The organism is Ramlibacter sp. WS9 (assembly GCF_003797765.1).
Lineage (GTDB): Bacteria > Pseudomonadota > Gammaproteobacteria > Burkholderiales > Burkholderiaceae_C > Ramlibacter.
Genome location: NZ_RKMB01000007.1, coordinates 116,585 through 141,711, shown reverse-complemented (window position 1 = coordinate 141,711; position 25,127 = coordinate 116,585). Strand labels below are relative to the sequence as shown.

22 protein-coding genes and 1 riboswitch are annotated in these 25,127 nt (G+C 66.1%); of the genes, 8 read left to right on the top strand and 14 right to left on the bottom strand.

All coding sequences use genetic code 11. The annotated features are described in order from the left end of the window. Window positions 1-12: 12 nt before the first annotated feature. Both EEB15_RS13315 and EEB15_RS13310 read left to right on the top strand, forming a co-directional pair. Window positions 13-1,008 (top strand): ABC transporter ATP-binding protein, encoded by a 996-nt coding sequence (locus EEB15_RS13315; protein WP_141510448.1) that lies wholly within the window; start codon window positions 13-15, stop codon window positions 1,006-1,008. Between the two features lie 122 nt (window positions 1,009-1,130). Beyond that, complete coding sequence (locus EEB15_RS13310) at window positions 1,131-2,024, top strand: LysR family transcriptional regulator (protein WP_141510348.1); 894 nt, start codon at window positions 1,131-1,133, stop codon at window positions 2,022-2,024. Window positions 2,025-2,043: 19 nt separating this feature from the next. Here the strand turns inward: EEB15_RS13310 and EEB15_RS13305 are convergent, their stop codons facing one another. From EEB15_RS13305 to xdhA, 7 genes are all read right to left on the bottom strand, one after another. Beyond that, complete coding sequence (locus EEB15_RS13305; protein ID WP_141510347.1) at window positions 2,044-3,453, bottom strand: DUF3999 family protein; 1,410 nt, start codon at window positions 3,451-3,453, stop codon at window positions 2,044-2,046. Further along, window positions 3,450-6,332: a DUF2339 domain-containing protein gene (locus EEB15_RS13300; RefSeq protein ID WP_141510346.1), complete on the bottom strand. Its 2,883-nt coding sequence runs from the start codon at window positions 6,330-6,332 to the stop codon at window positions 3,450-3,452. The genes EEB15_RS13305 and EEB15_RS13300 overlap by 4 nt, the downstream gene beginning before the upstream one ends. Window positions 6,333-6,521: 189 nt before the next feature. Then, window positions 6,522-7,037, bottom strand: coding sequence for a 6,7-dimethyl-8-ribityllumazine synthase (locus tag EEB15_RS13295; protein ID WP_141510345.1), 516 nt, complete (start codon window positions 7,035-7,037; stop codon window positions 6,522-6,524). Window positions 7,038-7,123: 86 nt separating this feature from the next. Then, window positions 7,124-7,287: riboswitch (FMN riboswitch) on the bottom strand. Between the two features lie 29 nt (window positions 7,288-7,316). Further along, entirely contained in the window at window positions 7,317-7,706 is a 390-nt protein-coding gene (locus tag EEB15_RS13290; RefSeq protein WP_141510344.1) for a RidA family protein, read from the bottom strand. A 51-nt stretch (window positions 7,707-7,757) separates the two neighbouring features. Next, window positions 7,758-7,907, bottom strand: a complete 150-nt coding sequence (locus EEB15_RS33660) for a hypothetical protein (protein WP_158290096.1) — start codon at window positions 7,905-7,907, stop codon at window positions 7,758-7,760. Between the two features lie 112 nt (window positions 7,908-8,019). Further along, window positions 8,020-10,338, bottom strand: coding sequence for a xanthine dehydrogenase molybdopterin binding subunit (gene xdhB / locus EEB15_RS13285; protein ID WP_141510343.1), 2,319 nt, complete (start codon window positions 10,336-10,338; stop codon window positions 8,020-8,022). 76 nt (window positions 10,339-10,414) lie between these two features. Then, complete coding sequence (gene xdhA, locus EEB15_RS13280; protein WP_141510342.1) at window positions 10,415-11,869, bottom strand: xanthine dehydrogenase small subunit; 1,455 nt, start codon at window positions 11,867-11,869, stop codon at window positions 10,415-10,417. 112 nt (window positions 11,870-11,981) lie between these two features. On the opposite strand from xdhA, the gene EEB15_RS13275 reads away from it, so the two are divergent. Genes EEB15_RS13275 through EEB15_RS13255 form a run of 5 tightly spaced genes read left to right on the top strand, consistent with a single transcriptional unit; the run spans window position 11,982 to window position 17,804 of the window. Next, a complete protein-coding gene (locus EEB15_RS13275; RefSeq protein ID WP_141510341.1) occupies window positions 11,982-12,989 on the top strand; it encodes a LysR family transcriptional regulator in 1,008 nt (335 codons plus the stop codon). Between the two features lie 38 nt (window positions 12,990-13,027). Continuing rightward, window positions 13,028-14,596 (top strand): ABC transporter ATP-binding protein, encoded by a 1,569-nt coding sequence (locus tag EEB15_RS13270; protein WP_141510340.1) that lies wholly within the window; start codon window positions 13,028-13,030, stop codon window positions 14,594-14,596. Beyond that, entirely contained in the window at window positions 14,589-15,668 is a 1,080-nt protein-coding gene (locus EEB15_RS13265) for an ABC transporter permease (protein WP_141510339.1), read from the top strand. Before EEB15_RS13270 ends, EEB15_RS13265 begins: the two co-directional genes overlap by 8 nt. Before the next feature lies 1 nt (window position 15,669). Beyond that, entirely contained in the window at window positions 15,670-16,590 is a 921-nt protein-coding gene (locus EEB15_RS13260) for an ABC transporter permease (RefSeq protein WP_141510338.1), read from the top strand. Window positions 16,591-16,628: 38 nt separating this feature from the next. Continuing rightward, window positions 16,629-17,804 carry a BMP family ABC transporter substrate-binding protein gene (locus tag EEB15_RS13255; RefSeq protein ID WP_141510337.1) on the top strand — a complete coding sequence of 392 codons (1,176 nt, stop codon included), beginning with the start codon at window positions 16,629-16,631 and terminating at the stop codon, window positions 17,802-17,804. 15 nt (window positions 17,805-17,819) lie between these two features. Here EEB15_RS13255 and EEB15_RS13250 read toward each other — a convergent pair whose 3' ends face one another. Genes EEB15_RS13250 through EEB15_RS13220 form a run of 7 tightly spaced genes read right to left on the bottom strand, consistent with a single transcriptional unit; the run spans window position 17,820 to window position 23,910 of the window. Next, window positions 17,820-18,335 (bottom strand): DUF1269 domain-containing protein, encoded by a 516-nt coding sequence (locus tag EEB15_RS13250; protein WP_141510336.1) that lies wholly within the window; start codon window positions 18,333-18,335, stop codon window positions 17,820-17,822. Between the two features lie 29 nt (window positions 18,336-18,364). Beyond that, window positions 18,365-18,754 (bottom strand): cytochrome C oxidase subunit IV family protein, encoded by a 390-nt coding sequence (locus tag EEB15_RS13245; protein ID WP_199236524.1) that lies wholly within the window; start codon window positions 18,752-18,754, stop codon window positions 18,365-18,367. A gap of 15 nt (window positions 18,755-18,769) precedes the next feature. Then, window positions 18,770-19,492: a heme-copper oxidase subunit III family protein gene (locus EEB15_RS13240; protein WP_141510335.1), complete on the bottom strand. Its 723-nt coding sequence runs from the start codon at window positions 19,490-19,492 to the stop codon at window positions 18,770-18,772. Window positions 19,493-19,528: 36 nt separating this feature from the next. After that, complete coding sequence (locus tag EEB15_RS13235) at window positions 19,529-20,218, bottom strand: cytochrome c oxidase subunit 3 (RefSeq protein WP_141510334.1); 690 nt, start codon at window positions 20,216-20,218, stop codon at window positions 19,529-19,531. Beyond that, window positions 20,215-22,023 (bottom strand): cbb3-type cytochrome c oxidase subunit I, encoded by a 1,809-nt coding sequence (locus EEB15_RS13230; RefSeq protein ID WP_141510333.1) that lies wholly within the window; start codon window positions 22,021-22,023, stop codon window positions 20,215-20,217. The genes EEB15_RS13235 and EEB15_RS13230 overlap by 4 nt, the downstream gene beginning before the upstream one ends. 21 nt (window positions 22,024-22,044) lie before the next feature. Further along, entirely contained in the window at window positions 22,045-23,397 is a 1,353-nt protein-coding gene (locus tag EEB15_RS13225; RefSeq protein ID WP_141510332.1) for a c-type cytochrome, read from the bottom strand. A gap of 3 nt (window positions 23,398-23,400) precedes the next feature. Further along, window positions 23,401-23,910, bottom strand: coding sequence for a hypothetical protein (locus EEB15_RS13220; protein ID WP_141510331.1), 510 nt, complete (start codon window positions 23,908-23,910; stop codon window positions 23,401-23,403). 166 nt (window positions 23,911-24,076) lie between these two features. Here EEB15_RS13220 and EEB15_RS13215 point away from each other — a divergent pair, with 166 nt between their 5' ends. Continuing rightward, window positions 24,077-25,120: an adenosine deaminase gene (locus tag EEB15_RS13215; protein WP_141510330.1), complete on the top strand. Its 1,044-nt coding sequence runs from the start codon at window positions 24,077-24,079 to the stop codon at window positions 25,118-25,120. Window positions 25,121-25,127 lie beyond the last annotated feature (7 nt).

The window sequence follows — 25,127 nt, the reverse complement described above, 5'->3', positions numbered from 1 at the left end:
GCTGGTGCCGCGATGCGCAGCACGGAGGTTCCTCGTCCTGAGCCATTGCTGCGGGTCAAGAACCTGGTCAAGCACTTCCCCATCAAGGGCGGCGTGTTCTCGCGCCAGGTCGAGAGAGTGCATGCGGTGGATGGTGTCAGCTTCGACATCGCTGCCGGCGAAACGCTGGGCGTGGTGGGCGAATCGGGCTGCGGCAAGAGCACCACAGGCCGCTGCATCCTGCGCCTGATCGAGCCGACGTCGGGCGAAGTGTGGTTCGACGGCCGCAACGTCACGGCGATGGGCAAGGACGAGCTGCGCGCGCTGGCGCGGGATATGCAGATCATCTTCCAGGACCCGTATGCGTCGCTCAATCCGCGCATGACGGTCGGGTCGATCATCGGCGAGGCTTTGACGATCCACAAGCTGCACCAAGGCCCCGGCGAGTACCGCGACCGCATCGCGGAGTTGCTGACGCTGGTGGGCTTGAACCCCGACTACATGCGCCGCTACCCGCACGAGTTCTCGGGCGGTCAGCGCCAGCGCATCGGTATCGCGCGTGCTTTAGCGGTGAACCCGCGGCTGGTGGTGTGCGACGAGCCGGTGTCCGCGCTCGATGTGTCCGTGCAAGCCCAGGTGGTGAACCTGCTGGAAGACCTGCAAGACAAACTGCAGCTCACCTACATGTTCATCGCGCACGACCTGTCGGTGGTGGAGCATTTCAGCGACCGCGTGGCCGTGATGTACCTCGGCGCCGTGGCCGAAATCGCGCCGGCCAAGAGCCTGTACGCCAACCCGCTGCACCCCTACACCGAGGCGCTGCTGTCGGCCGTGCCCATCCCCGATCCGCAGGTCAAGCGCACCCGCATCAAGCTCGAAGGCGATGTGCCCAGCCCCGTGCGTCCGCCCACAGGTTGCCGTTTCCACACGCGCTGCCCGATCGCGCAGTTCCCTCTTTGCAGCACGGAGCGGCCAGCGCTGGAAGAATCCTCCCCCGGCCATTTCGTGGCCTGCCACTTCCGCGGTTGAATTGAAACACCCCCCGAAGCGCCTGCGGCGCCTCCCCCCTCAAGGGGGGCGACACCAGCGGCCCGGCAAAGCCGGTTCCGCGGTGTCCCTGGCCTCAGCCCGCAGCGCGCCGTAGAACTGCAGTGCACCTCAAGGACATCGACCTCAACCTGCTTCGCGTGTTCGATGCGGTCTACCGCGCGGGCAGCGTCAGCCGGGCGGCTGAACTGCTGGACTTGACGCAGCCGGCGGCCAGCCAGGGCCTGACGCGGCTGCGGGCGCTGGTGCACGACCCGCTGTTCGTGCGCGCGCCCGGCGGCGTGCGGCCGACACCGAAGGCGCAGCGGCTGGCCGAGCCGATCCGCCAGGCCCTGGCCACGATTGAAGAAGCGTTGGGCGAATCGAGCGGGTTCGATCCCGCGCAGTCGCGGCGCACTTTCCGCATCCACATGAGCGACATCGGCGAGGGCCGCTTCCTGCCCGAGCTGATGATGGCGCTGCGCGACCAGGCGCCGGGCGTGCGTGTCGAAACGTTGCCGGTCCCGCGCGAGCAGATATCCGACGCACTGCATGCCGGGCGCATCGATTTGGCCTTCGGCTTCTTGCCGATGGTCAAGGACACGCAGCGCGCGCAGTTGCTGAAAGACCGGTACGTCGTGCTGCTTCGCCGCGGCCACCCGTTCACGCGCAAGCGCCGCACGCCCAAACAACTGCTGGCGGACCTGCAGCAGCTCGAGTTCGTGGCCGTGCGCTCGCATGCGGACACGCTGCGCATCCTGCAAGTGCTGAAGCTCGAAGACCGGCTGCGCCTGACCACCGAGCACTTCATGGTGCTGCCGTCCATCGTCAAGGCGACCGATCTGGCGGTCGTGATGCCGCGCAACATCGCACGCGGATTCGAAGGCGGCTACGCCATCGTGGAGCCGGAATTTCCGCTGCGCGACTTCACGGTGTCGCTGCACTGGAGCAAGCGTTTCGAGGCCGACCCTGGCAACCGCTGGCTGCGCGCAGTGATCGAGCGGCTGTTCAAGGACTAGCGGCTGTCGAGGCCGCGCACTACTCCGCAGCCGGCGGCGGCGTCTTCAACTGCCGCAACAACGACCAGGCGACGCCGCCGAGCAGGATCACGCCACCGATCAGGACCGCCCACAAGAGCGCTGCCTTGTCCGAAAGGCCCGCGGGCCGGAAGCGTTCGAACGGGCCCGGTTCGGGCGCGCTTTCCATCGTCACAGCGCCGAATTTCGCTTCGGGCAGATCTTGCAGCTTGCGGTTGCCCAGCGCAGCGGCCAGCGTGCCCAGCGGCAAGGCTCCGGACGGCGTGTCCGGGCGCCCGGCGGCCAGCTGGAAAGGGCCATTGCCGGTGGCCACGAACACCAATTGCACCGGTTCGAACTCGGCGCTGGCTTGCAGCTGCGCCGCCGCGATGTCCGCCCCGTTGGTGGCGACCAGGCGCAGCCAGCGCGCACTGGCGCCATGCAACGCGATGGGCGGGTTGACCGAGTCGCCGATACGGTAGACCACGGCCTGGCCCAGGGTGCGCCACGGCTGCGCCACGTCATTGCGCCCCATGATGCGGATCGGCAGCAGCGTGTTGGGCTGCGCTGAGGTCAACACCAGCGACGCGATCGGCGTCGCAAAGGGCAGCGCCAGGTCCGCCGTGTCTTTCGCGGCGGGCTGCGCACGCGGCAGCTCGGCGCGCACGCGCACCGGCGGTTGCACGGCCGGGGCCACGATGCCCGTGACGCCGCTGACCGACACGCCGTCTTGCCCCGCCCAGTCGAGCCGCAGGTAGCGGCCCTCCAGGTTGACGGGTTGCTCGAATTCGAGCGTGTCGTTGGCGGGCGCACCATCGCCCTCGAAACGGTACAGGCGGCCGCGCACTCCCGCGGGCGTCCAGTTGGCGAGATCCGTGCTCGTCTCCACCGTCACCCAGATCGGGGCGTTGGGTGGCAGGGTCGCTTGCACTTTGAGCGCGCCCAGGCGCTGCTTCTCGCCTTGCGTCGCGAAGATCACGGAGTTGAGCTTGGTCGCCGTGGCCGCGGGCGGCGGCTGGCCATCGATCTGCACCCACACGGCCCGCTGCTGGTCCTGGATGCGCACGCGCATCGAACCCTTGCTCGCGCGGGGTGCCGTGCTGGTGCTGGCGCTATAGAGGGGCAGCGCACCGTAGGACCGCGTGTAGGCCGGCGGCGGCGCGGCCTGCGACGCCGCCCCCATGAAAGAGAAGGCGACAGCATCGCCGCCGGCGTTGAAGACGCGCACGTCGCGTGCGTCCACACTTTGCAGGCGAAGCAATGCCGGCGCCGGCAGACTCACGCGTGCCAAGCCCGCGCCCGCGGGCAACTCCAGGCCCGCGCGCCAGGAAAATTCGGTGGGGACCGGTGCTTCTGCAAGCGACGCCGTGGCATGCAGCATGGCCATCGCACCCAAGGCGGCACCGGCGATGCGAAACCAACCTCGCCTCATGGCCGTGCTCCTTCCAGTGCGTCGTCTGCTGCCGGCACGGCGGCACGCGGTGGCGGCAGCGGTGCGAAATAGCCGACCACCAGCATCAGGATACCGACCGCGATGAACACGAAGATGCGCTCGGAGCCGCCGCGGTTGGACAGGTCGATGACGAAGAGCTTGAGCACCGTGGCGCCGAGCAGCACGGCACCCAGCATCCAGGCGTTGCGCAGGCCACGCCTGTGCGCGCCCACCATCAAGCCCAGCGCCAGCAGCGTCCACAAGATCGAATACCCGGCCTGCACCAGGAACGAATCGAAGAGCCGGCCCGCGTCCCAGGGCACAGCGAAGAAGTGGTGCGCCACGCGCAGCCACACGGTGTTGATGGCCACGAACGCCAGGCCGGCGAGCACCAGGAGCCAGTGCGAGGCGCGCGCGCCCTTCGGCACGTCCAACGCGCTGCCACGCAGTCGCACCAGCCAAAGCGTGCACGCGGCCAGGCCCATCGCGACCGCGAGGTCGGTTGGGTTCAAGAGCGGCACATAGGGCAGCGGACGCGCATTGCCATCGGAATACACGGCGACCAGCAGGCTGCCAAGCGCCACGCCGACAGCCAGAGGCGCGGACGCCAGCCAAAGGTAGGCGCGGGCAAAACGGTCGAGCGGCCAGCGTTTTTGCCCCGTCTCGAACCAGGCACGGCGCGACAGGATCATCAGCACCACCGTTCCCGCCACCAGCAGGATCACCGTGGCCCATGCGGTCTGCCACAGGCTGCCGCGCCCGATGGCAAAGACCAGCAGGTTGCCTGCCAGGAAGACCAGCAGCCACACGCCGCCCGCATGCACCCACGGCCACCAGCCGGCGGGCGTTCCGCTGTCCAGGCGGCGCAGCATGACGAAGTGCAGCGCGAGCAGAACGGGCCAGACCACCCAGCCGCCGGCTTCGAACACGTGGTTCATGGACGTGGCGCCGTAGATGGCTCCCATCAGCAACAGCGGCAGGACGGCCCACGCGGGCGTGGCGGCGATGGCCCAGGGCCTGGCAAGCTTCGGCGAGGCCAGGAAGTGGAACGCGAATGCGCTGGCCGTCCAGGCCAACAGGCGCAAGTGAATCTGGGTTGCCTCTTTGAAGACAGGCGTGAACACCCCGTTCGCATCCATGGTGTGGCGGAAAATTTCGCTGTTCAGCGCGAACTGCCACCAGAGGAAGCCCACCCAGAACAGCACGGGTGCCAGCGTGTTTTCCAGTTTGGCGAAGCCGCGCGCCAAGGCCGAGTCGCTGGGCTCCAGCGGCATGCGCGTCCACCAGGCGATGCCGAGCGCGGCCACCGCCAGCATCACGGCGCCGATGAACACCGGGTTGGCCAGCGGCCAGGCGGCGGCATGGATGGACCCCGTGGACGAGAGGAAAGAGATTGCTGCGAAGCCTTGCAGCGCCAGTCCGGCGGCGCGCGCCAGCCAGCGGCCCTGGCGGCGGCCCAGCCAGTAGACGCCGGCCCCTTCGATGGCCCAGACCGCGGACGTCCAGCGGGCGTCCAAAGCCAGCGGGACGGCCAGCGTGACGAACCCCAGGCCGAGCGCCGCGAAGCACTCTGCCATCCATCGGCTGGCTTCGTCGCGGCCCTGCTTGCGCCGCGCCATCCACAAGCCGAGTACGAGGTAGAACGCGCCGAGCGCCAGCGACGAAAACGCCGTTGCGTATTCGATACTGCGCACCAGCCCGGCCTGCAGGCTGAAGGCGACGATGGGCACGCCGAACACGAGCGTGCCGTCGACGGCTTTCTTGGCCGACAGCGAATGCCGCGTCGCATAGAGAACGCTCGCGGCCACGTACACCAGGAAGAAGCCGATGAGGAAGGGCTCGGTGCTCGAGAAGAGTTCGGGTTGGTACTTGAGCGCGCCCCACAGCGTGGCGACGCCGAACGTGGCGAAGAATCCCAGCAGGTTGAGCGCACGCCAGGCCTTCGCCCACGCAATGATGGCGATCGCCACGCTCAGCAGCAGGTAGTAGCTGAACAGGCCCACGTGATTGCCCTGGCCGGTGGACACGAGGATCGGTGCCGCGAAGCCGCCGGCAAAGCCGATGAAGGCCATCGCCGGCGCGTTCTGCGCGAGCGCGATCACGGTGGAGAAGGCGCACACCAGTCCCAGCGCGGCGAAAGCGGCGCCCGCAGGCAGGAATTGGTAGAGGCGGAACGCCGCGAAGACGGTGAGGTACAGCACGCCGACCCCGGCGCCCTGCAGCGTCAGCGCGTATGCGAGCTTGTCAGGCGACTTGCCGCGCAGCCGGAAGCCGACGACGAAGAGGGCGATACCCGCTGCGCCGATGGCGGCCAGGCGCAGTTCCGGCGGCAGCAGCGAATTCTCGATGGCGTACTTCGCCAGGAACGCGAGGCCCACGAACAGCACCAGCACGCCCATGCGAACGACGGTGTTGCCGCCGAAAAGCCATGCACGCGCCTTCTCGAAGAGGACAGTGACCATGTCCGGTGAGGCGGGTGCCGGCACGGGCTTCGGGCGTACAGGCGCGGGTGGTGTTGCCGGGGTTGCGGGCGTGGTGGTTGTGGCGAGGGGCGGCGCCGTCTGCCCAGGTTCGGCTGCGGTTGCCGGCGGAACCGCCTCGGCTGCCGCCGGCATCGCCGTCGCTGGCAGGCTGGTCGCAACCGGCGTTGCGGCCGCAGCCGCAGCAGCCGTGGCAGCCGCTGCTGGCGCAGATGCTTTTGCCGCCGCGCCCGCCGGTGCTTTCGCCTGCTGCGCCAGCACCTCCTTGCGCACGGCACGCCGCAGCATCAGCCCGGCAAGCGCACCCAGGATGGCGCCCGCGAAGAGTTGGAATTCCCAATCATGCCCCGGCCACAACAGCCCGAGCACTCCGCCCCATATTGCACCCCAGATCACCATGGTGAACCTCCTCGTCGAACCATTGCCGCATGCCGCGACTGTGGCAGCCCCTTCGTGTAAGGCCGACCGTTATGGGTGCAGTATAAGAACTTGGTACTTGGCGTCCAACATCACGCCTCCCGGTCGCAGACGCGCCGGACCTGCGAGCCCTTGCGGCGCTCGCAGGTCCGGGCTGAGCCCAGCGAAAGGCTAAGCCGTTTCCAGCAAGGCCTCGTGGTGGCCCATGATGTGCAGGCAGGCCTGCGCCACCTCCACGCCCTTCTTGACGAAGTGTTCCGAGAAGAAGCGCAGGTGGTCCTCGTGCTCGTGGAAGTCGCGCGGCGTCAGCACGGCGGAGAGCACAGGCACCTCGCAATCGAGTTGCACGCGCATCAGCCCGTCGATCACCGCGGCGGCGACGAACTCGTGCCGGTAGATGCCGCCGTTGACGACCAGCCCGCAGGCGATGATGGCGTCATAGCGGCCCGACTGGGCGAGCTTCTTGGCGTAGAGCGGGATTTCGAACGCACCCGGCACATCGAACTGGTCGACCTGGCTGGCGGGCAAGCCGTTGCGCGCCAATTCGGCGAGCAAGGCTTCTCGCGCCTTGTCGACGATGTCGCGGTGCCAGCAGGAAGAGATCACCGCCACGCGCTGGCGCGCTCGTGGAGGTGGGCGGCGGCGCGACACGGCGCCGATATTGGTGGAGGCAGAAGTCTGATTCATGGAGACCCTTGAAGAGTGGTTTACCTGAATCAGGGCGCGCGTCAACGCTGCCGCCCACGCGCGTGAACGCGCGGCAGCACCGCTTTTCGCGTTTCTCTTTCATCCGGACTGTGACCGTCGGCCCTGGCATCTCACCAGGTCTGCTGACCCCGGCATCCGCCTTGCGGCGGGCATCGGGCGCTCGCGGGCTCCCGCAGCCAAAGCCGCGGATACCGCCGGTGGGGAATTACGCCCCGCCCTGAGAACGCTGCCGGCCTTATGGGGCCAGCGTTGGCGATTCTAGGGCGCAGTGCGTTTTCTTGCTGTCACCTCGATTTCAATCCGCATGCGCGGGTCGGCCAAACCTGCGGAAATCATCATGGCCGCGGGCCGGATCTCGCCAAAGTACCGGCGCAGCACCGGCCAGCATTCGGGAAACTCGGCCGCATTGGGGAGGACGTACGTGACGCGCACGACGTCGCGCAGGCTTGCGCCGGCCTGCTCCAGCGCCGCCTCGATGTTCTTCAGGCATTGTTCGGTCTGCGCAAGGAGACCCTCGGGGATTTCCATCCTCGAATAGTCGAAGCCGGTGGTGCCCGAGACGAACACCCAATCGCCGTCGACCACGGCGCGCGAGTAGCCGATCTGTTCCTCGAAAGTGGAGCCGGAGCTGATGAGTCGTCGGGTCATTTTTCCTCCTGGGGCGGCTGCAGTGCCGTGCCCGATTCTGCCTGCGCGTGCCTAGCTGAAAACGCGATGGGCCTTGTCCGACAACTCCATCTGGCGCGTCATGATGCGCGGCAGGTCCGGGTGGAGCGGATTGATTTCGCGGGCCGCCCAGTTGTAGAACGCCTGGGCGACCATGACATGGATGAGGTTCAGAATCTTCATGGGTGTATTGACGCCCGGACGGCGGAGGCAGCCTGTAGGCATCGGGCGCGTCCACTGAAGACGTTTTCCGACAGGCCATGTCGGACAGATGAGCCCCGCCGCGACAGCCAGGTTAACTGCTGAGTGCCTTCAGCACGTTCTCAGCAGTGGCAGGCGCATCCATGTGAACGGCTCGGCCGCTACGCGCCGCCGCTGCCGCTGCCGCATCACGCAGAGCTTCCCACACGCTGATCGCCAGCATGAAGGGCGGCTCACCCACGGCCTTGCTGCCGAATACGTTGTCTTCACGGTTGGGCTCGGGCCACAAATCGACCCTGAAATGCGCCGGGACGTCGCCGGTGGCCGGGATCTTGTAGGTGCTGGGCGCGTGGGTCGACAAGTAACCCTTGTCGTTCCACACCAGCTGTTCCGTCGTCAGCCAGCCCATGCCCTGGATGAAGCCGCCCTCGATCTGGCCGATGTCGATGGCAGGATTGATGGGCGTGCCCACGTCGTGGAGGATGTCGACCTTGAGCACACGGCTCTCGCCGGTGAGCGTGTCGATGGCCACTTCGCTGCAGGCGGCGCCGTACGAGAAGTAGTAGAAGGGTCGGCCCGTCAGCGTGTGCTTGTCGTAGTGGATCTTGGGCGTTTTGTAGAAGCCGTCGCTCCACAGCTGAACGCGTGCCTTGTACGCGTCGTCGACCAGCTGTTCCCAGCTGATCACCGCATCAGGGCTGCTCACCTGGCCATGCGCGAAGACCACCTTCTTCGGGTCGCAGCCCTGGCGCTGGCCGATGAATTCGGCGAGGCGCTCGCGCACCTGGCGTGCGGCGAACTGGGCGGCACGGCCGTTCAAGTCGGTGCCGCTGGAAGCGGCGGTGGCGCTGGCGTTGGGCACCTTGCTGGTGTCGCTGGCAGTGGCGCGTACGCGCTCGAAAGGCACGCCCAGTTCATCGGCGACGATCTGCGCCACCTTGGTATTGAGGCCTTGGCCCATCTCCGTGCCGCCATGGTTCACCTGCACGCTGCCGTCGGTGTAGACATGCACCAGCGCACCGGCCTGGTTGAAGAAGGTGGCGGTGAACGAGATGCCGAACTTGACGGGTGTCAGCGCGATGCCGCGCTTGATGACGGGGCTGTTGGCGTTCCACTTCGCGATGGCTTCTCGGCGCGCGCGGTAATCCGCGCTGTGCTCCAACCGGTCGATCATCGGATGCAGGATGTTGTCTTCCACCTGCATCTGGTAGTGCGTGACGTTGCGGTCGTCGACGCCGTACAGGTTGCGCTTGCGCACATCGATCGGGTCCAGGCCGAGCTGGCGCGCGATGTCGCCGAGGATGGCCTCGATCACGATCATCCCCTGAGGCCCGCCGAAGCCGCGAAAGGCCGTGTGGCTTTGCGTGTTCGTCTTGCAGCGGTAAGACGCGATCTCGACATCGCTCAGGAAGTAAGCGTTGTCGGCGTGGAAAACGGCGCGGTCGGCCACGGGGCCGCTCAAGTCCGCGCTGAAACCGCAGTTGGCCGCGAGCATGAGCTTGAGGCCGGTGATGAGGCCGGTGTCGTCGAAGCCCACCGTGTATTCGTAGGCAAACGGATGCCGCTTGCCGGTGATCATGAAGTCGTCGTCGCGGTCGAAGCGCAGCTTGACCGGCCGGCGCGTCTTGTTCGCCGCCAGCGCCGCCCACACCGCCAGGTGCCCGGCCTGCGTTTCTTTTCCGCCGAAGGCGCCGCCCATGCGGCGGCATTCGACCGTCACGGCATTGTTCTCCAGGCCCAGCGCGTGCCCGACCCAGTGCTGCACTTCGCCCGGATGCTGGGTGCTGGAATAGATCCACCACTGGTTCTGCTCCAGCGGCAGCGCGTAGGCGACCTGGCCTTCCAGGTAGAAGTGCTCCTGGCCGCCGACTTCCAGTTCGCCGGACAGGCGATGCGCCGCGCGCGCGATGCCCTGTTCGGCATCGCCGCGGCGCACGAAGACGGGCGGCAGGACGTAGTTCTCTGCCTTCAATGCTTCTTTCACGGTGAGGACGGCCGGCAGGGCCTCGATGTCGAGCTTCACCTTGCGCGCCGCGCGTCGCGCCTGCATCACCGTCTCGGCGACGACCACGCCGATCACCTGGCCGATGTGTTCGACCTTGTTGGTGGCGAAGATCGGTTCGTCGTGCGTGAAGGTGGGGAACTTCGGATCCCCCGGAACGTCGCTGGCCAGGACCACGCCGCGCACGCCGGGCATGGCCAGCGCAAGGCTGGCATCGACGCCCCTGAGGTTGCCGTGGGCGATGGTCGAAAGGATAGGCGCGGCGTACAGCGTGCCCTTGATCTCCGGGATGTCGTCGACGTATGTCGCCGAGCCAGCGACCTGCGCGCGCGCGCTTTCGTGGAAGTGCGGCGTGCCGGCGGCCGGCTGCGCCGCCGGCGTCTTGTTGAGGAATTTCTCGGGGGCGTTCATTTTGCCTCCTGCAGAGCCGCCTCAAAGGAGGCAAGCGCCCCCTCGGGGGGCAGCGAACGAATGTGAGCGTGGGGGCTCATACGGCCTCCGCCAGTTGGAAGTTTTCGAGGTTGATCTGCTGCATGCCCTGGCTTTCGAGCCAGAAGCGCTGCATCAGGTTGCCCAGCACCTCGCTGCGGTACGCAGCGGAAGCGCGCATGTCGGAGATGGGCTGGAACTGCGCGCGCAGCGCATCGGAGGCCTTGCGTGCAGCTTCGGTCGTCCAGGGCTTGCCGATCAACGCGGATTCGGCTTGTGTTGCACGCACCGGCGTTGCCGCGACACCGCCGGCGCCGATAGAGACCTGGGCGACCGTGTTGCCGTTCAGCGTCATGTTGACCACCAGGCACACCGCCGAAATGTCGTCGTCATAGCGCTTGCTGATCTTGTAGGCGCGAAGGAATTCGCCCTTCCGCGGCCGCGGCACCTTGATCCACGCCAGCACTTCGTCGGGCGCCAGCAGGTTCTTGCGGTAACCGGTGTAGAAATCTTCCAGCGCCATCTCGCGGTGCCCGCGCGTGCTCATGAGCACCACGTGCGCGTTGAGCGCGATGAGAAGCGGCATCGAGTCGCCGATCGGCGAGCCGTTGGCAACGTTGCCGCCCAGCGTGCCGGAGTTGCGCACCGGCAGGCCGGCGAAACGGTTGGCAAAGGTCTTGAGCTGCGGACGCTCCGCAACCAGCGCGTCGAACGCATCGGTGAGCGTCACTGCCGCGCCGATGGCAATGTGGTTGTCGTAGTGCTCGACGCGGCGCAGTTCTTGCACGCCCGTCACGTCCAGCATCTTGCCGAACTGCATGTGCATCTTCGTGACCCACAGGCCCACGTCGGTGCAGCCGGCGACGATCTGCGCGTCGGGGTGCGCGGCGCGCGAAGCGAGCAAGGCTGGCAGCGTCTTCGGTGCGAGGTAGGACGATGCTTGCGAAGCCGGTGCCTTCAGGCGCTTCAATTGCGAAACCAGCGCGAGTTCATCGACCTTCACCGCCGGCAGTTCCGCCATCTGCTGCGCCGCATCCAGGATGGGCCGGTACCCCGTGCAGCGGCACAGGTTGCCTGAGAGTTCTTCCTGTGCCAGCTCGCGCGTGATGCCTTTGCCATGGCAAACATGGTTCTGGTACATGCCGAACAGGCTCATGACAAAACCGGGGGTGCAGAAGCCGCATTGCGATCCGTGGCACTGCACCATCGCCTCTTGCGCAGGGTGCAGGCTGCCGTCGTCCGCGGCCAGGTCTTCCACCGTCCACAGGGCCATGCCGTCGATGGAATGAGCCAGGCGGATGCAGCTGTTGATCGCGCGGTATTGCATGGCTTCGCCGCGCGCTTCGCCCAGCACCACGGTGCACGCGCCGCAGTCGCCTTCGCCGCAGCCTTCCTTGGTGCCGGTGCACGAAAGGTCCTCACGCAATACTTCCAGCAGCGTGCGGTCGGGTGGTACATTGTTCAGCGCGACAAGCTCGCCGCGGCGGATGAATCGGATCGTCTTCGCTTCCATGAAACCCAGTATGGTTGATTTGTGGTGTGTCCGTCGAGAGTCAGCCTGAGGGTAAAGAGCTGGCTGCGCTGCAACATAAGCCCGTTCATATGACAAGAATGCAGGCCCAGGTATGAGAGATCAAGCGCTTTTCGACAAGATAGACCTCCACTTGATCAGGGTCTTGCATACCGTGTTGACTGAACGCAGTGTTTCCCGCGCCGCCCTCCGGTTGGGCATGTACCAGCCCGCTGTCTCAGCGGCGCTCAAGCGCCTGCGTGACCTCTCGGGTGACCCGCTTCTGGTGCGCTCGGGCTCCGGCATGGTGCCCACCGACGCCGGCCTGCGCATGATCGAGCCGAGCGCGAGCATCCTGCGCGCCGCCGAGGTGCTTTTTACCGGCGCGCGGGGCTTCGATCCGCAAACCGCGACCCATACTTTCCGCGTCGCCGCCAGCGACTACCTCGATCCGCATTTCCTGCCGCAACTGGTTTCGCAGATCAAGTCGCACGCACCGCTGACCCACATCGAGATCCACCCGCTGTCTGCCGATTCGGACTACCACGCGCACTTGTCGCAAGGCCACGTGGATGTGGTCGTCGGCAACTGGCTGAAGCCCCCGGAAGACCTGCACTTGGGCAAGCTGTTCGCGGATGAGGTGGTGTGCATGGTGTCCAAGGAACATCCGGCGGCCCGGCGCGGCTGGACGCAGGAAACCTGGCTGGAGTGCGAGCACATCGCCCCCACGCCCACGCACCCGGGCGCGCGCGGCGTGATCGACGATCACCTGGAAGGCCTGGGCCTGGCGCGCAACATCACGGCGCGTTGCCCGCACTTCGGCCTGATTCCGGGCATGGTGGCATCGAGCTTGCTGGTGATGACGACGGGCCGCCAGTATTGCGAGCGCTTCGCGAACAGCCTGCCCGTGAAGATCCTCGAATGCCCGATCGATTTCCCCCAGCTCATGTACTACCAGTTATGGCATGAGCGCACGCACGCCTCCGCGTCGGCCAAATGGCTGCGCGAACAAATCAAGAGCGTCGCGGCGGCCCTCCGGTCAAAGCCCACCCCCGATGCGCCTGCGGCGATGCCCCCTCAAGGGGGCGCCACCAGCGGCCCGGCAAAGCCGGTTCCGCGGTGACACCTGAAAAGCAATACATAACGAGAGAGACAAGAGCAGTGATTCCAAGACTTCAACTCGCGCACATCACCAAGCGCTACCCGGCAGTGGTAGCCAACAGTGACGTGTCGCTCACCGTGCAGCCGGGCGAGATCCACGCCGTGCTGGGCGAGAACGGCGCCGGCAAATCGACGCTGATGAAAATCATCTACGGCAGCGTCAAGCCCGACGAGGGCAGCGTGCTGTGGAACGGCCAGCCGGTGCACGTGCGCAACCCGCAGGAGGCGAGGGCGCTGGGCATCAGCATGGTGTTCCAGCACTTCAGCCTGTTCGACACGCTGACGGTGGCCGAGAACGTGTGGCTGGGCCTGGACAAGAGCCTCACGCTGAACCAGGTCACGCACAGCATCACCGCCAAGGCGGGCGAGTACGGCCTGGACATCGACCCGCAGCGCCCGGTGCACACGCTGTCGGTGGGCGAAATGCAGCGCGTGGAAATCATCCGCGCGTTGCTGACGAATCCCAAGCTGCTGATCCTCGACGAGCCGACCTCGGTGCTGACGCCGCAAGCGGTGGAGAAGCTGTTCGTCGTGCTGAAGAAGCTGGCCAGCGAAGGCTGCAGCATTCTCTACATCAGCCACAAGCTGCACGAGATCCGCGAGCTGTGCACGGCGTGCACGGTGCTGCGCGGCGGCAAGGTCACGGGTGTGTGCAATCCGCAGAATGAATCGAATGCCTCGCTCTCGCGCCTGATGATCGGCGCCGAGCCGCCGCAGCTGGAACACCATCAGCGCAAGCCCGGCGACGTCGTGCTGCAGGTGCGCGAACTGCGCCTGCCACGCGAAGACCAGTTCGGCGTCGACCTGGATGGCATCACGCTCGAAGTGCGCGCCGGTGAAGTGGTGGGCATTGCCGGTGTTTCCGGCAACGGCCAGCAGGAACTGTTGTACGCGTTGTCGGGCGAGGACACGCGGGCACAAGCCTCGATGATCCAGGTGTTCGGCAAGGACGCGGGTCGCCTCGGGCCGACCAGCCGGCGGCGACTCGGCGTGCACTTCGTGCCCGAGGAGCGCCTGGGCCGCGGCGCCGTGCCCACGCTGGGCCTGGCGCACAACCTGATGCTCACGCGCACGGATGCGATCGGCAAGGGCGGCTGGATCAACGTCAAGGCCCTGCAACAGCAGGCGCTGGACATCATCAAGCGCTTCAACGTCAAGGCCGGCGGCCCCAATGCGGCGGCCAAGTCGCTGTCGGGTGGCAACCTGCAGAAGTTCATCGTCGGCCGCGAGATCGACGCCAACCCCAAGCTGCTGATCGTGTCACAGCCGACCTGGGGCGTGGACGTGGGCGCGGCCGCGCAGATTCGCGGCGCGATCCTGGCGCTGCGCGATGCCGGCTGCGCCGTGCTGGTGGTGAGCGAAGAGCTGGAAGAGCTGTTCGAGATCAGCGACCGGCTGCATGTGATCGCGAAAGGGCGGCTGTCGCCGTCGATTGACCGGGCGCGGGCGACTGTGCAGTTGATTGGTGAATGGATGAGTGGACTTTGGGTGGTCCAGCCGCTCCGCGAAGCCCCCACCCCAACCCTCCCCCAGCGGGGGAGGGAGCAAGAAGGACAGCAACATGCTTAAGCTCGAACCCCGTCCTCAGGCATCCAAATTCTGGAGCCTCGCCTCGCCGCTGCTGGCGCTGGCCGTCACCGTCATCATCGGCGTGATCCTGTTCATCGCCCTCGGCAAGGACCCGGTCAAGGGCTTGCAGGTGTTCTTCTGGGAGCCGATCAAATCGCCGTATGCGCTGGGCGAGCTGATGGTCAAGGCCACGCCGCTGCTCATCATCGCGCTGGGCCTTGCCGTGTGCTTCCGATCCAACGTCTGGAACATCGGCGCCGAGGGCCAGTTCATCATCGGCGCCGTGATGGCGGGCGGCGTCGCGCTGCTGGCCGACAAGGACGCCGGCCGTTGGATCGTCATCGCCATCGTGCTGGCCGGCATCCTGGGCGGCATGGCGTGGGCGGGGCTCACCGCGCTGCTGCGAGACAAGTTCAACGCCAACGAGATCCTGGTGAGCCTGATGCTGGTGTACGTTGCCGACATGGTGCTCAGCTTCCTGGTGTACGGCCCGTGGAAAGACCCGGGCGGCTACAACTTCCCGCAGACCAAGACCTTCGACGCGGTGACGCAGATCCCCAAGCTGATGCAGGGCTCGCGCCTCACCATCGGGATCGTGATCGCGTTGGTGGGTGCCGCGGGGCTGTGGGTGTTCCTGTTTCGCACCCGCGCCGGCTTTGCCCAGCAGGTGGGCGGCCTGGCACCGGCGGCCGCGCGCTACGCGGGCTTCTCTTCGCGCAAGGCGCTGTGGATCGCACTGCTGACGTCGGGCGGCGCCGCCGGCCTGGCCGGTGCACTGGAAGTCGCAGGCCCGCTCGGCCAGCTCACGCCGTACGTCCCCGCGGGCTACGGCTTCGCGGCCATCATCGTGGCCTTCGTCGGCCGCCTGCACCCGGTCGGCATGGTGTTCTCCGCCATCCTGATGAGCATGTTCTACATCGGCGGTGAGCTGGCGCAATCGCGTCTGGGCCTGCCCAAATCGCTGACCGGCGTCTTCCAGGGCTTGCTGCTGTTCACGCTGCTGGCCTGCGACACGCTGATGGCTTATCGCATCCGCTTCACTGCACCCCTGGCTCTGAAGGGAGCAAACTGAGATGGATTCCTACGCACTGCTTTTCGCGGCCACGCTCAACGCCGGCACCGTGCTGGCCATCGCCGCCCTGGGCCTGCTCATCAATGAGAAAGCCGGCATCGTCAACCTCGGCGCCGAAGGGATGATGCTGTGCGCGGCCATCGCCGGCTTCGCCACCGTGGTCCACACCGGCAACGACTGGCTGGGTTTCGCGGCCGGCATGGGCGCGGGCGCGCTGCTGGCCGCCATCTTCGGCGTGCTCGTCATCTGGCTCAACACCAACCAGTACGCCACCGGCCTGGCCCTCAGCCTGTTCGGCGCCGGCTTCTCGGCCTTCGCCGGTATTGCCTACGTGCAGGAGAAGCTGCCCGAGCGGCCGCACTTCGCCATTCCGCTGCTGGGCGACATCCCGCTCATCGGCCCGGCGCTGTTCCGCCAGCACCCCATGGTCTACCTGGCCATCGCGCTGGTGGCCTGGCTGATCTGGTTCCTCTACCGTTCGCGCACCGGGCTGGTGTTGCGCTCGGTGGGCGAGTCGCCGGATTCAGCTCACGCGTTGGGCTACCCGGTGCGGCGTATCCGCCTGGCGGCGGTCGTCGCCGGTGGCGCGCTGTGCGGCCTGGCCGGTGCCTACATCGCCGTGGTCTACACGCCGCTGTGGGTCGAGGGCATGGTCGCCGGCAAGGGCTGGATCGCGCTGGCGCTGACGACCTTCGCCACCTGGCGCCCGGCACGCGTGTTGCTTGGTGCTTACCTGTTCGGGGGCGTCACGATGCTGCAGTTCCACTTCCAGGGCATCGGTGTGGACATCCCCAGCCAGTTCCTCACCATGCTGCCCTATATCGCCACCATCGTGGTGCTCGCCCTTATTTCCCGCAACCCCGCCTGGATCCGGATCAACATGCCGGCCTCCCTGGGCAAGCCGTTTTATCCCGGCTCATAATCACGCTTTTCGCTTTCAACCCCAGGAGAAGGACTCCCATGACAGACATGAAGAAACGTTCGATGCTGAAGCTCGCGGCGCTGTCCGCGCTGGCTGCCGCCGCCCTGGCGGGTTGCAGCAAGACGGAGGCTCCCAAGCCCGCGGCTCCCGCTGCGGCGCCGGTGGCGTCGGCCCCCGCTCCCGCACCCAAGCCCGATCCGCTGAAGATCGCCTTTGCCTACGTCGGCCCGGTCGGCGACGGCGGCTGGACCTTCGCCCACGACAACGGCCGCAAGGCGGTGGAAAAGGAATTCGGCGACAAGGTCGTCACCAGCTACGTCGAAAAAGTGCCGGAATCGGCCGACGCCGAGCGCGTCATCCGCGACATGGTGGGGCAGGGCAACAAGCTGATCTTCGGTACCACCTTCGGCTACATGGAGCCCATGCTGAAGGTCGCCGCCGACAGCAAGGACGTGAAGTTCGAGCACGCCACCGGCTACAAGAATGCCGAGAACCTGCGTGCCTACGACAGCCGCACCTATGAAGGCGCGTACATGGCCGGCGTGATCGCGGGCAAGATGACCAAGACCAACACGCTGGGCGTGGTCGCGTCGATCCCGATCCCGGAAGTCGTGCGCAACATCAACAGCTTCACGCTGGGCGCCCAGTCGGTCAACCCCAAGGTCAAGACCAAGGTGGTGTGGGTGAACGAGTGGTTCAACCCGCCGAAGGAAACCGAAGCCGCCACCTCGCTGATCAACGGCGGCGCCGATGTGCTGATGCAGAACACCGATTCGTCGGCCGTGCTGCAGACGGCAGAGAAGATGGGCAAGCGCGCCTTCGGCTGGGACAGCGACATGACGTCCTACGGCCCCAAGGCCCACCTGGGCTCGGCCATCATCAACTGGGCGCCGTACTACGTGTCGGCCGTGCGTGAAGCGCTGGACGGCAAGTGGAAGACCTCGCCGACCAAGATCTGGTGGGGCGTCAAGGAAGGCTCGATCGACATGGTGTCCGTTGCCGCCGACGTGCCGGACGACACCAAGAAGAAGATCGACGAGATCAAGGCCGGCCTGAAGGACGGCAGCTTCTCGATCTGGAAGGGCCCGATCGCCAACAGCGCCGGCAAGGAAATGCTGGCCAAGGACAAGGTCGCCGACGACGAGTTCCTGGGCGGCATCAACTGGTATGTGAAGGGCGTCGAAGGCAAGGTGCCGGGCGGCGACAAGAAGTAAGAAGGACGCTCCTCCTCAGGGGAAGGCGGGGATGTCTGGATCGGTGCCCTCGAGGTGCGCTTCGGGGTGCAGAGCCCGCAGCCGTGCCTCGACGGCCTCGACGCGCCACATGTGCACGTCGACCATCAGCAGGATCTGCCCCTGCTCTATCTGAGGAGTGAAGCGCGCCAGCCGCTTGCTCGGCGTGGAGACGCCGATCATGGTTGACGCCCAGGTGCCGAAGAGCGCACCGGCAACGGCGAGCGCGGCGGCCAGGCCCCATTGCGGGCTGTCGCCGACGATCGGGTAGTAGACCGCGACGAGGGCGCCGAGCAAGGCGCCCACCCCGGCGCCGATGATCAGGCCCATCTGGGCCGACCGGACGACGTCCGACGTCTGCAGCACATTGGCGGAATGCAGGCCCGACATGTCGGAACCTTCGCGGGCGACAAAATGGATTCGGCTCATGGCGATGCGAGCCAGCAGCAGGTCGTCCATCGTGCGCTGCGCACTTTCCAGATCGGGCAACAGCCAGTAGATGCGTCTGTACATGGTTAACTCCCCGTGATTGCCGCCATCCATCAATGCGCTGCCGGTGGCTGCTCGGCCACCGGGGCGAAGAGCGCGCCTCGCGTCAGGAACGTGTAGTCGGCTTCGAGAGCCCCGATTCCCAACAGCACGATCAGCAGCAGCGGCGGCACCAGGATGGCGTAAACCAGCGCCAGCCGCTCCCACAGCATGTGCATGAAGACGGCCACGATCAGGCCCGCCTTCAGCAGCATGAACACGATGATCAGCGACCATCGCAGCATCCCCTGGAAGTGGAAATAGTCGACCAGGTAGGACGCCAGGCTGAGTACGAACAGCAGGCCCCAGATCTTGAAATAGATCCCCAGCGGGTGCTGTTGGCCGTGGGCATGCGGCACAGGCTGCGCCTCGACCGGCGCGGCGTGCTGTTCTGCGTGTTCCATGTGCTGCTCCATGTCCTACCAGAGATAGAAGAACGCGAAGATGAAGACCCAGACCAGGTCCACGAAGTGCCAGTACAGGCCCATGATCTCCACGATCTCGTAGTTGCCCCTGCGGCCGGTCAGGAAGCCCGGCCGTTGCAAGTCGAGGTCTCCGCGCAGCACCTTGAGCGCCACGATGACCAGGAAGATCACGCCGATCGTCACGTGCGTGCCGTGGAAACCGGTGATCATGAAAAACGACGAACCGAACTGGGCCGCGCCCCAGGGGTTGCTCCAGGGGCGTACACCTTCCGAAATCAGCTTGGACCACTCGAACGCCTGCATGCCGACGAAGGTCGCGCCCAGGGCGGCCGTCGCCAGCAGCAACCCGAAGGTCACCCTGCGGTCGCGCCGGTATCCGTAATTCACCGCCAGGGCCATCGTGCCGCTGCTGCTGATCAGGACGAAGGTCATGATGGCGATCAGCAGCAGGGGCACGTTCTTGCCGAACATCATCAGCGAGAACACCTCGCTCGGATTGGGCCAGGGCACGGTGGTGGACGCGCGCACGGTCATGTACGAGATCAGGAAGCTGCCGAAGATGAACGTATCGCTGAGCAGGAAGATCCACATCATCGGCTTGCCCCACGGCACGTCCTTGAAGAGCCGCTGGTCCGAGGACACGTCCGCGACGATGCCTTGCCAGGCTCCGGTTCGGGGGAGCAGTTCCGCAGTACCGCTTGCTTCGGGGGGCGTCATGGTCTTTCGCTCCTGGTTCTTGTTCGAGCGGGTCGTTCACAAGGGCGCCGAAGAGCAGATCGCCAGCCCGAGTTCACTCGACACGAGCAGCGCATACAGCACCACCCAGACGGCGAGAAGGTAGTGCCAGTAGGTGGCGCACAGTTCGACGACCAGCCTGAGCCGGGCCGGATCCGGACGGCCCCAGGTTCGTGCAGCGGCACGAACCCACGCCACGAGGCCGCCGAGCACGTGCGCACCGTGCACCGCCGTGAACAGGTAGAAAAAGGAAGCCGCGGCGTCGGTCGTGACGATGTACCCCGCGTCGTTCAGTTGCTTCCAGACGACGAGCTGCCCGGCCAGGAAGCTCAACGTCAGAATGCCGCCGACGCCCAGGCCCCGCCGCACGGTGTCAGTGTCGCCGCGTCGTGCGGCGTGAGCCGTCCATTCCATGGCCAGGCTGGCGCAGGCCAGGATGGCGGTGTTCAGCATGAGCAGCCTGGGCCGGGGCAAGGGGCTCCAGTCCGCCAGACCCAGCCGCATCGCATAGGCGCTGACGAAGAGCACGAACAGCGACGTCGCGACGGCGAGGAACACCCACAGCGCCGTCTTGGCCGGCGGCCGGGCCGTGGCGGCTTCGTGAACCGCGGCCTGTGCCTGCCACGGCTGCACGTTGATGGTCTGGCGGAACAGCCACCACACGATCACCGCCATCAACAGCGTGAGGAACACCAAGCCGATGGTCATGTCGCCACCCTCCCTGCCGGCTGCGCGCCTGGGACCCAGGCTTCGGCCGCGACCTCGGCGGGTGGAACGTTCTGCGGGATGAAGTCGGTCTTGAGGCCCGGAACGCCATAGTCATAGGCCCATCGATAGACCACCGGCAGTTCCTTGCCGAAGTTCCCATGCTTGGGCGGCGTCTGCGGCGTCTGCCACTCCAACGTTGTCGCGTGCCATGGGTTGCCGCCCGCCGGCTTGCCCCTGAAATAGCTGGACACCAGGTTGTAGAGGAACACCATCTGCGCCGCGCCGACGACGAAGGCCGCGATGGAGATCGCCGCGTTCAGCGAGTGGGCCGAGTCGGGGATGAAGTTCGTGCCGCCTATCGCGTAATACCGGCGCGGCACGCCCATGAAACCCAGGTAGTGCATCGGGTAGAAGATCGCGTAGGTGCCGATGAAAGTCACCCAGAAGTGGATCTTGCCCAGCGTGTCGTCCAGCATGCGCCCGGTGATCTTCGGGTACCAGTGGTAGATCGCCCCGAACACCACCAGCACCGGCGCGATCCCCATCACCATGTGGAAATGGGCGACGACGAACATCGTGTCCGACAGCGGCAGGTCCACCACCACATTGCCCAGGAACAAGCCCGTCAGGCCGCCATTGACGAAGGTGAAGATGAACGCGATCGCGAACAGCATCGGAACCGTGAAGTGGATGTTGCCGCGCCACAGCGTCAGCACCCAGTTGTAGACCTTGATGGCGGTGGGGACCGCGATGATCAGCGTGGTCGTGGCAAAGAAGAAGCCGAAGTACGGGTTCATGCCGCTGACATACATGTGGTGGGCCCACACGACGAAGCTCAAGCCGCCGATGATCAGGATCGCCCAGACCATCATGCGGTAGCCGAAGATGTTCTTGCGCGCATGGGTGCTGATGAGGTCGGACACGATGCCGAAGGCGGGCAGCGCCACGATGTAGACCTCGGGGTGGCCGAAGAACCAGAACAGGTGCTGAAACAGCAGCGGGCTGCCGCCCGAGTAGTCCAGTTGCCGGCCCTTGGAGACCAGCGAGGGCATGAAGAAGCTGGTGCCCAGCGTCTGGTCCAGCAGCATCATGATGGCGCTGACGAACAAGGCCGGAAATGCCAGCAGCGCCAGGATGGTGGCCATGAAGATGCCCCACACCGTCAGCGGCAGGCGCATCATCGTCATGCCCCGCGTGCGGGCCTGCAGCACCGTGACCACGTAGTTCAGGCCGCCCATGGTAAAGCCGACGACGAAGACGCCCAGCGACACGAGCATGAGGATGATGCCCCACCGCGCGCCCGGTGTGCCGTCCAGGATCGCCTGCGGCGGGTACAGCGTCCAGCCCGCGCCCGTCGGCCCTCCGGGCACGAAGAGGCTGGCGACGAGCAGGATGACCGCGAGCAGGTAGAGCCAGTAGCTGACCATGTTCGCGTAAGGGAACACCATGTCGCGGGCTCCGACCATCAGCGGGATCAGGTAGTTGCCGAAGCCGCCCAGAAACAATGCGGTCAGCAGGTAGATCACCATGATCATCCCGTGCATGCTGACCAGCTGCAGGTAGCTGCTGGGGGTGATGAAGTCGAAGCGGTTCGGGAAGCCGAGCTGCAGCCGCATCAGCCAGGAGAACACCAGCGCCACCAGCCCGATCCCGATCGCCGTCACCGCGTACTGGATCGCGATCACCTTCGCGTCCTGGCTCCAGACGTATTTGCCGATGAACGTCTTCGCGTGGTACAGCTCGACTTCCGCCACTTCCGCCGGCGGGGCGAAGTCCGATTCGTCGTGCGCAACATGATTGGCCATCGAACGCTCCCCGGTTCGGCGTCACCGCGAGTTGAGGTAAGCCAGGACGTCGCCCACGGCGGCATCGTCCGTGAGCATCCCGGCCACCAGCGCCATCTGCGCTCCGTAGATGTCCTGCGCATGCGCGCCGCGGACACCGTCCCTGAAATTCTTCAGCTGCCTGGCCATGTACCAGTCGCTCATGCCCTGGAGCCTGGGCGCGTTGGTCGCCGCGATGCCCCGTCCGTCGGCACCGTGGCAGGCGGCACATGTCGCGTAAAGCCGCCGGCCCGCGTCCACATTGCCCTGGATCGTTGCCGCGACCCGCGCGTCCGGCAGGGCCGCGATGTAGGCCGAGACATCGGCAATGGCGGCATCGTCGGCCAGCGTGGCGGCCATGGGCGCCATCATCTTGCCGAACGCATCCTTGTCGTGCGTGCCGCGCTGTCCTTGCTTGAACAGCCGCAGCTGCCGCTCCAGGTACCAGGTGCCCTGGCCACTGAGCCTTGGCGCATTCAGCGCAAGATTGCCTTCGCCCTTGGTGCCATGGCAGGCCGCACAGACCGCATACGCGGCCCCGCCGGCCACGGCATTGCCGGGCGCGCGGGCCTGCGTCTGCGCAAAAGTCGGCTGGCGGGCCAGCCAGGCCTGGTAAGCGGCGGGCTCCTCCACCACGATACTGCCGCGCATGGCGAAATGCCCGACGCCGCACAGTTCCTGGCACAGCAGGTCGAACGATCCCGTCCGTATGGGCGTGAACCATGTATACGTCACCATGCCCGGCACCAGGTCCATCTTGACGCGCAGTTGCGCCACCGCGAAGTTGTGCAGCACGTCCTTGGAGCGAAGCAGGATCTTGACCGGCTGGCCGAGCGGCAGATGCAGCTCCGGGCTGGCCAACAGCACGTCGTCGCTTCCGTGGGCATCGGCCGGATTCATCCCGAAGGGGTTGGCATCGTTCACGAAACGAGAGTGCACAGTACCCAGCTTGCCGTCCTTGCCGGGCAGGCGATAGCTCCAGTGCCATTGCTGGGCGACGGCCTCCACGACCTGGGCGTTCTGCGGCACATGGATGACATCCGCCCAGACCAGCAAGCCCGGCGCCAGCATGGCGGCCACGCCGCCCGCCGTGACGACCAGCAGCCACCACTCGAGCTTCTTGTTCTCCGGCTGGTACGTCGCGCGGCCGCCCTCTCGGTGGCGGTAGCGGATCAGCGCCCATGCCATGAACACGCTCAGCGCGACGAAGACGACCCCCGTCACCCAGAAGGTGATGGCGATCGTGGTGTCGATGGTGTGCCAGTTGGAAGCAATGGGTGTGAAGTACCAGGGACTCAGGAAGTGAAACAGGACCGAGCCGAGGGCCAGCAGGACAAGCGCGATTGCGATTGCCATGGCTCAGTGCTCCGGGGCCACCCTCTTGAGCCTGCAGTAGAGCAGGGCCGCCACGACGCCGAAGACCACGTGCGCCGCGACCGTCGCAACGCCGCGCAGTGAAATCAGCCAGGGGAAGAAGACGGTCAGGAGGTCGAAATTGATCAGGTAGAGCGCGCAGCCCATGCTCGCACCTGCCACCGTGGCGATGCCCGGCGACGAGTCCAGGCGGAGTTGCACGAGCACCGCGGCCATGATCAGGCCGAAGACGATGCCCAGTGCATAGTGGATCACCAGGGCGACGGCGACGACCCCGAGGCTGAACTGGTAGCTGGACGACGGCAGGTTGTGGGCCCCGGTGAAGATCGGCGCGATCATGTGCGAGGTTTGCCACGGGCCGCCCGCGTTGAAGAAGGCCGACCAGACCAGGTCCAGCACCATCAACACCGCACCGGCCGCGAAACCCGAAACCGCCGCAGCGGTCCAGTCGGTTTCACGCCACTTCCACGTACGCAAACCCAGGAGAGTGTCCATGATTGACCTCCCTTGCGCGCAAGCGCGCAGCGACCCATACGTTGACGTAAGCTGCCTCGCGTCTGCAGAGGCAGCGACAATTCTTTTTACACCCGGACGCGTAGCAATTCAAGAGGCGCCGGCCGCGAAGTTAAGCTTCGACTTTTGCGCCCATGACGAGGTCCCCATGTCCAAACCCGTGAAAGCCATTCCTGCCGAGCGCCTGCCCGAGCTGCTGCGCCGTATGCCCAAGGCCGAGCTGCACATCCACATCGAAGGCTCGCTCGAGCCCGAGCTGATCTTCGCGCTGGCGGCGCGCAACGGTGTGCAGATCCCCTACGCCAGCGTAGAGGAGTTGCGCAAGGCCTACGCATTCACCAACCTGCAAAGCTTCCTCGACATCTACTACGCGGGCGCGAGTGTGCTGCTCAAGGAGCAGGACTTCTACGACATGGCCTGGGCCTACCTGGAGCGGGCCGCTGCCGACAATGTCGTGCACGCCGAGCTGTTCTTCGACCCGCAGACGCATACCGCGCGTGGCGTGAGCATGGAGACGGTGATCGATGGCCTGCACCGCGCCTGCACCCAGGCCAGGCTCGAACTCGGCGTCGACGCCTCGCTGATCCTGTGTTTCCTGCGGCACCTGAGCGAAGAGGAAGCCTTCGAGACGCTGGAGCAGGCGCTGCCGTTTCGCGGCAAGTTCATCGGTGTGGGGCTGGACTCCAGCGAACTCGGCCATCCCCCGGAGAAGTTCGCGCGTGTGTTCGCACGCTGCCGCGAGCTGGGCCTGCATCTGGTGGCGCATGCCGGTGAAGAGGGCCCGCCGGCCTACATCTGGACGGCGCTGGACCTGCTGAAGGTCGAACGCATCGACCACGGCGTGCAGTCGACCAAGGACCCGGCGTTGATGCAGCGGCTCGCAAAAGAACGCGTGCCGCTCACCGTGTGCCCGCTGTCCAACCTGAAGCTGTGCGTGTTCCCCCAACTGGCCGACCACAACCTGCGCGAGCTGCTGGACGCCGGACTGTGCGCCACCGTCAACTCCGACGACCCGGCGTATTTCGGCGGCTATATGAACGACAACTTCCTGCAGACCTTCGCGGCGACCGGCATGACGGCGCAGCATGCCTACCAGCTGGCGAAGAACAGCTTCGAGGCGAGCTTCATCGACGCGAAGCAGAAGGACGCGTACTACGAGTTGCTGGACGCAACCTTCGCGGCGTTCGCGTAGAGCGGTA

What these genes read in the sequence shown, in the direction of transcription:
- EEB15_RS13230 (WP_141510333.1), bottom strand. Translation starts at nt 22,023, where the DNA reads ATGGCCAATCATGTTGCGCACGACGAATCGGACTTCGCCCCGCCGGCG.
- EEB15_RS13235 (WP_141510334.1), bottom strand. Translation starts at nt 20,218, where the DNA reads ATGACCATCGGCTTGGTGTTCCTCACGCTGTTGATGGCGGTGATCGTG.
- EEB15_RS13300 (WP_141510346.1), bottom strand. Translation starts at nt 6,332, where the DNA reads ATGGTGATCTGGGGTGCAATATGGGGCGGAGTGCTCGGGCTGTTGTGG.
- EEB15_RS13295 (WP_141510345.1), bottom strand. Translation starts at nt 7,037, where the DNA reads ATGAATCAGACTTCTGCCTCCACCAATATCGGCGCCGTGTCGCGCCGC.
- EEB15_RS13240 (WP_141510335.1), bottom strand. Translation starts at nt 19,492, where the DNA reads ATGACGCCCCCCGAAGCAAGCGGTACTGCGGAACTGCTCCCCCGAACC.
- EEB15_RS13260 (WP_141510338.1), top strand. Translation starts at nt 15,670, where the DNA reads ATGGATTCCTACGCACTGCTTTTCGCGGCCACGCTCAACGCCGGCACC.
- EEB15_RS13315 (WP_141510448.1), top strand. Translation starts at nt 13, where the DNA reads ATGCGCAGCACGGAGGTTCCTCGTCCTGAGCCATTGCTGCGGGTCAAG.
- EEB15_RS13245 (WP_199236524.1), bottom strand. Translation starts at nt 18,754, where the DNA reads ATGGAACACGCAGAACAGCACGCCGCGCCGGTCGAGGCGCAGCCTGTG.
- EEB15_RS33660 (WP_158290096.1), bottom strand. Translation starts at nt 7,907, where the DNA reads ATGAAGATTCTGAACCTCATCCATGTCATGGTCGCCCAGGCGTTCTAC.
- EEB15_RS13255 (WP_141510337.1), top strand. Translation starts at nt 16,629, where the DNA reads ATGACAGACATGAAGAAACGTTCGATGCTGAAGCTCGCGGCGCTGTCC.
- EEB15_RS13290 (WP_141510344.1), bottom strand. Translation starts at nt 7,706, where the DNA reads ATGACCCGACGACTCATCAGCTCCGGCTCCACTTTCGAGGAACAGATC.
- xdhB (WP_141510343.1), bottom strand. Translation starts at nt 10,338, where the DNA reads ATGAACGCCCCCGAGAAATTCCTCAACAAGACGCCGGCGGCGCAGCCG.
- EEB15_RS13225 (WP_141510332.1), bottom strand. Translation starts at nt 23,397, where the DNA reads ATGGCAATCGCAATCGCGCTTGTCCTGCTGGCCCTCGGCTCGGTCCTG.
- xdhA (WP_141510342.1), bottom strand. Translation starts at nt 11,869, where the DNA reads ATGGAAGCGAAGACGATCCGATTCATCCGCCGCGGCGAGCTTGTCGCG.
- EEB15_RS13250 (WP_141510336.1), bottom strand. Translation starts at nt 18,335, where the DNA reads ATGTACAGACGCATCTACTGGCTGTTGCCCGATCTGGAAAGTGCGCAG.
- EEB15_RS13275 (WP_141510341.1), top strand. Translation starts at nt 11,982, where the DNA reads ATGAGAGATCAAGCGCTTTTCGACAAGATAGACCTCCACTTGATCAGG.
- EEB15_RS13220 (WP_141510331.1), bottom strand. Translation starts at nt 23,910, where the DNA reads ATGGACACTCTCCTGGGTTTGCGTACGTGGAAGTGGCGTGAAACCGAC.
- EEB15_RS13265 (WP_141510339.1), top strand. Translation starts at nt 14,589, where the DNA reads ATGCTTAAGCTCGAACCCCGTCCTCAGGCATCCAAATTCTGGAGCCTC.
- EEB15_RS13215 (WP_141510330.1), top strand. Translation starts at nt 24,077, where the DNA reads ATGTCCAAACCCGTGAAAGCCATTCCTGCCGAGCGCCTGCCCGAGCTG.
- EEB15_RS13305 (WP_141510347.1), bottom strand. Translation starts at nt 3,453, where the DNA reads ATGAGGCGAGGTTGGTTTCGCATCGCCGGTGCCGCCTTGGGTGCGATG.